The sequence below is a fragment of the Anabaena sp. 4-3 genome (assembly GCF_001597745.1).
Taxonomy (GTDB): domain Bacteria; phylum Cyanobacteriota; class Cyanobacteriia; order Cyanobacteriales; family Nostocaceae; genus Trichormus.
Genome location: NZ_LUHJ01000041.1, coordinates 1 through 4,858, shown reverse-complemented (window position 1 = coordinate 4,858; position 4,858 = coordinate 1). Strand labels below are relative to the sequence as shown.

Genomic DNA, 4,858 nt, shown 5'->3' with positions numbered 1-4,858 from the left:
CCCCTGCTCCCCTGCTCCCCTGCTCCCCTGCTCCCCTGCTCCCCTGCTCCCCTGCTCCCCTGCTCCCCAATCTCCACTTGCCAATTTCACGAGTAGTCTGCAATTATCTATATATACACCTATAATTTTATCGACTAACCGTATTTTAATCAGGAGAGTGTGGGATGAGAGTGTGGCAGCGATTATTAAAGCAATTACAGCTAATTGCTAGGCAGAGAAGACATCCATTCAGCTTGAATACATTAACAGGCTTTGTGTCAGTGATGATAGTAGGGGCAATGTTGAGTGTCACCCTTGCTGCTTGCTCTGGGGGTAATCAAACAGCTACCTCTGGCGACACACCTACAGCCAATACTGTTGCTGCCAACAAGCCGAATGTAGAACTCACCCTACTTTCCTTTGCTGTCACCAAAGCTGCTCACGAAGCGATTATTCCCAAGTTTGTGGAAAAGTGGAAGCAAGAACATAACCAAACTGTCACCTTTAGACAAAGTTATGGCGCATCTGGTTCTCAAACTCGCGCCGTCATCGATGGCTTAGAAGCAGATGTAGTTCACTTAGCACTGGCTTTAGATACTCAAAAAATTGAGAAAGCTGGACTAATTGCCCCAGGTTGGGAAAAAGAAGTACCCAATAATGGTATAGTTTCTAAATCTGTAGCAGCAATCATTACTCGCCCAGGCAACCCTAAAGGTATTAAAGACTGGGCAGATTTAACTAAAGATAATGTTACATTAATCACTGCTGACCCGAAAACCTCTGGTGTTGCGCGTTGGAATTTCTTGGCATTATGGAATGCAGGGATGAAAATAGGTGGCGATGAGGCTAAAGCCAAAGAATTTGTCACTCAAGTCTATAGTAATGTACCAATTCTGAGTAGAGATGCACGAGAAGCAATAGACGCATTTGCAAAACAAGGACAAGGGGATGCTTTAATAAATTACGAAAACGAAGTAATATTGGCACAACAAAAAGGTAAAAACCTAGATTATATTGTCCCGGAAGTCAATATTTCTATTGATAATCCTATAGCTGTTGTTGATAAAAACGTTGATAAACACGGTAATAGAGAAGTAGCTGAAGCCTTTGTCAAATTTCTCTATACGCCAGAAGCACAGCAAGAGTTTGTCAAGTTAGGATTTCGTCCAGTCAATGAAACAGTAGCTCAAACCAAAGAAGTTACAGATAAATTTCCCAAAGTGAAAACTCTGGGGACTGCTGACGACTTAGGTGGTTGGCAAGCAATTGATCAAAAGTTCTTCGTTGATGGCGGTGTGTTTGATCAAATTCAAACCAGCATCAGAAGATAGGGCATCGATGCACAGGGCATTGGGCATTGTTGACGGTTGACTGGGTAAAAGTTCTTCTCCTCTGCTGCCTCCGCTCCTCCGCTCCCCCTGCTTGCTCATCTCCCTCATCTCCCTCATCTCCTGCAATCTTCACCAATATTGAATTGTCTATGACTATATCTCCTTCTGCCAAAGTTGAACGAAAAACTCCTGTTTGGAAGACATTGATCCGTCCAATAACGCAAATGCCTTGGACATGGCGCATTACTTTGGGATATCTGACAATTATGTTATTTCTCCCTATAGGTGCCTTGTTTCTCAAAGCTAGTACAGAACCACCGGCTAGATTTTGGGAAATTGCTACGAGTGATATAGCTTTAGCTACTTATAATGTTACCTTTGTCACTTCTTTACTGGCTGCATTACTCAATGGCATCTTTGGGACTTTGGTGGCTTGGGTGTTAGTGCGCTATGACTTTCCTCTGAAAAGAATAATTGATGCTACCGTAGATTTACCGTTTGCGCTGCCGACTGCGGTAGCTGGTTTAACATTAGCAACAGTTTACAGTAATAACGGCTGGATTGGTTCTTTGCTTTCACTCTTGGGGATTAAAGTCTCATTTACACGTTTGGGTGTTTGGGTGGCGATGGTGTTTATTTCGCTACCTTTTGTCGTGAGAACTGTGCAACCGGTATTGCAAGAAATGGAAATTGATATTGAAGAGGCTGCTTGGTCTTTGGGTGCTTCCCAGTGGCAAACTTTTTGGAAGGTGATTTTACCACCGTTGTTACCTTCGATTTTAACAGGTGTGGCTTTGGGTTTTTCGCGTGCGGTGGGGGAATATGGCTCGACTGTAATTATTGCATCTAATACACCATTTCAAGATTTGATTGCACCGGTGTTAATTTTCCAAAGGTTAGAACAGTATGACTATTCTGGTGCAACTGTGATTGGTGTTGTGTTGCTGATGATTTCCTTGGTGATGCTTTTAGGAATTAATTTATTACAAGCTTGGGCAAGAAGATATGACAATAAATAAGGAGTCTCAGATTAGTCCGTCGAACCCTCAACAAAAAAAGAGTTGGGTTCCCACAATTTTAATTGGGATTGCGATCGCCTATTTAGCTTTGATTCAATATATCCCGGCAATTAACGTATTTGTCCAAGCTTTCAGTCAGGGAATCGGGCCGTTTTTCCAGAACCTCAGCCGCACTGACTTTGTTTATGCTGCCAAATTAACGCTGATACTGGCATTGATAGCCATACCTTTAAATACTGTATTCGGTTTATGTGCCGCTTGGGCGATCGCTCGCCATAAATTCCCCGGTCGTGCTTTAGTATTAAGTATTATTGACCTGCCTTTTTCCATCTCGCCTGTAGTAGCTGGCTTGATGCTGGTGCTACTCTACGGGCGACAAGGGTTGTTTGGCCCTGTTCTACAAGGATATGATATCACAGTTATCTTTGGCTTACCGGGGATGGTACTGGCGACAGCCTTTGTGAGTATGCCCTTTGTCGCACGGGAAGTAATTCCTATTTTAGAGGAGTTCGGCAGCGACCAAGAAGAAGCCGCCAGAACTCTAGGAGCGAATGATTGGCAAATATTTTGGCGTGTTACCCTCCCTAGTATTCGCTGGGGTTTACTCTACGGTTTAATTTTGACTAACGCCAGAGCAATGGGCGAATTCGGGGCGGTTTCCGTTGTCTCAGGTAACATTGCTAACATTACCCAAAGCTTACCCCTGTTTGTAGAAGAAGCTTACAAACAATATGAAACCGAAGCCGCCTTTTCTGCGGCTGTACTTTTAGCATTACTCGCCGTTGTCACCTTGGTAGTCAAGGAAATTGTAGAACGGAAAACCCGCATTAAAGATGTAGAATAGGTTAGGGATTGTTGATTGGGGATTGGGGATAAACAAGCTAAAAGTCTTCGCGCCAGCGTCACGCAGTGAAGAATTATAGGGAAAAATTATTTAATTTTGAATTTTGAATTTTGAATTGATTTGTCCCCCTCAACCTTCTCTGTTCTGGAGAAGGTTTTTTAGTATTTGAGCGATCGCCTATACTAAGATACGGTGCTGTGAAGAGTGATGGCTGTGGGAATTGTATAGTAATTGTTCAAAATATACTTATCGGAAAATGAACGGGTATCTTCACAATCTCTCGAATGGTAATGGTTTAGTTGAAGCAATACATACGGCTGTCAAAGGTAGAGCCAGATTCAAAGTCAAAGGACTGCATCTTTCTCAGGCTTGCAAAAATTATCTAGAATGGCGATTGTCACAGGAAAAAGTCATTCACCAATTTAGTGCGAATCATCTCACAGGTAATGTACTGGTGATGTTTGCTCCAGATATTAGCCTGAGTGCGATCGCCTCCCTTCTGCAAAGTATAGTCTTAGACTACAGACTAGAAATTGCTCAACAATATGTCAGTACAGCAGCAACACCCATACAACTAGCAGCCGTACCCCTAGAGCCACAATTAAACCAACTCAACAGTCAACTGATTTTAGGTTCGGCGGCGGCTACCAGCCTGGTTTTAGGTAGTGGATTATTGTACAAGTATGCTCTCGATGAAAGCATTTTGTTAGGTATCCAAACCCTGCATACTCCTGTGCTTGATATCATCATCAAAGGTATCACTGCTTTGGGTGAACCATTAATTTTTCTATCAATTGGTTCAGCAATCGGAATTAATCTTTGGTACAACCAACGCCGCCGGGAAGCTACTACCCTAGGCATGGCAACAGTCGGTGCTGTAGGGTTAAATTTTTTGTTAAAAGAGATATTTAGAAGGGCGCGTCCCGCACTCTGGGATTACATTGTGAATGCGGTTCACTATAGTTTCCCTAGCGGTCATGCTATGGTTTCAACAGCAGTTTATGGCTGTATCGGCTATATTTTAGCGAAAGAATTTCCACAATGGCGCAAGCAAATTTTAGCCTCAACTACTGTGGTAATTTTGGCAATAGGTTTTAGTAGACTTTATTTAGGAGTACATTGGCCTACTGATGTTTTAGCTGGATATGCCGCAGGTTTATTATGGTTAATTGCTTGTATTCTCTATCTTGAATGGGAGCAAAAATTTAGTTTTTCAGGCAATTTCACCCAGATATTACCAACATTAAAGGGAACAATTCACAGGTAATAGGGGCTTTGCCCATCGCACCCCAAAATAGCCTAATTTTCATTCTTGGTTTTAGATTTTCGCGTTGCTCCTATTTCCTATCCCCTATTTCACCCCTGTTGCCTATTCCCTGTGAAGAGTTCCCTATCGTCACATCTTGCACCATTCTTGAGCAGCGTCAGGTGATGCACACCCAACAACGTAAAACTAAGTCTTTAAGCAACTTGCAAGCAATGCCCACCCTACAAAAATTATGATCAAGGAACGGTTCCCTATCCCCTATTTCCCCCCTGTTGCCTGTTCCCTGTGAAGAGTTCCCTATCCCTCACAGATATGATAACTATTCTCACGGACATGATTTAACATCAAAGTTAACTTATATCTTGCACCTGGAAACAAAGATGTCAAATCCATAACTACGTGCAAGAGGAATCATCTG

General features: G+C 42.7%; 4 protein-coding genes. All 4 read left to right on the top strand.

Features of this window, described 5'->3' with window-relative positions; genetic code table 11:
• Positions 1–164: 164 nt before the first annotated feature.
• The 4 genes from A3775_RS11215 (at position 165) to A3775_RS11200 (ending at position 4,440) form a co-directional block, all read left to right on the top strand.
• Positions 165–1,310, top strand: coding sequence for a sulfate ABC transporter substrate-binding protein (locus A3775_RS11215; protein ID WP_066380374.1), 1,146 nt, complete (start codon positions 165–167; stop codon positions 1,308–1,310).
• Between the two features lie 149 nt (positions 1,311–1,459).
• Positions 1,460–2,329, top strand: coding sequence for a sulfate ABC transporter permease subunit CysT (gene cysT, locus A3775_RS11210; protein WP_066424973.1), 870 nt, complete (start codon positions 1,460–1,462; stop codon positions 2,327–2,329).
• Positions 2,316–3,173 carry a sulfate ABC transporter permease subunit CysW gene (cysW, locus tag A3775_RS11205; RefSeq protein WP_066380378.1) on the top strand — a complete coding sequence of 286 codons (858 nt, stop codon included), beginning with the start codon at positions 2,316–2,318 and terminating at the stop codon, positions 3,171–3,173. Before cysT ends, cysW begins: the two co-directional genes overlap by 14 nt.
• 256 nt (positions 3,174–3,429) lie before the next feature.
• Complete coding sequence (locus A3775_RS11200; RefSeq protein WP_066424971.1) at positions 3,430–4,440, top strand: phosphatase PAP2 family protein; 1,011 nt, start codon at positions 3,430–3,432, stop codon at positions 4,438–4,440.
• The last annotated feature ends 418 nt before the right edge of the window (positions 4,441–4,858 follow it).

Coding starts and splice junctions, on each gene's coding strand:
- A3775_RS11215 (WP_066380374.1), top strand. CDS start 165: ATGAGAGTGTGGCAGCGATTATTAAAGCAATTACAGCTAATTGCTAGG.
- cysT (WP_066424973.1), top strand. CDS start 1,460: ATGACTATATCTCCTTCTGCCAAAGTTGAACGAAAAACTCCTGTTTGG.
- A3775_RS11200 (WP_066424971.1), top strand. CDS start 3,430: ATGAACGGGTATCTTCACAATCTCTCGAATGGTAATGGTTTAGTTGAA.
- cysW (WP_066380378.1), top strand. CDS start 2,316: ATGACAATAAATAAGGAGTCTCAGATTAGTCCGTCGAACCCTCAACAA.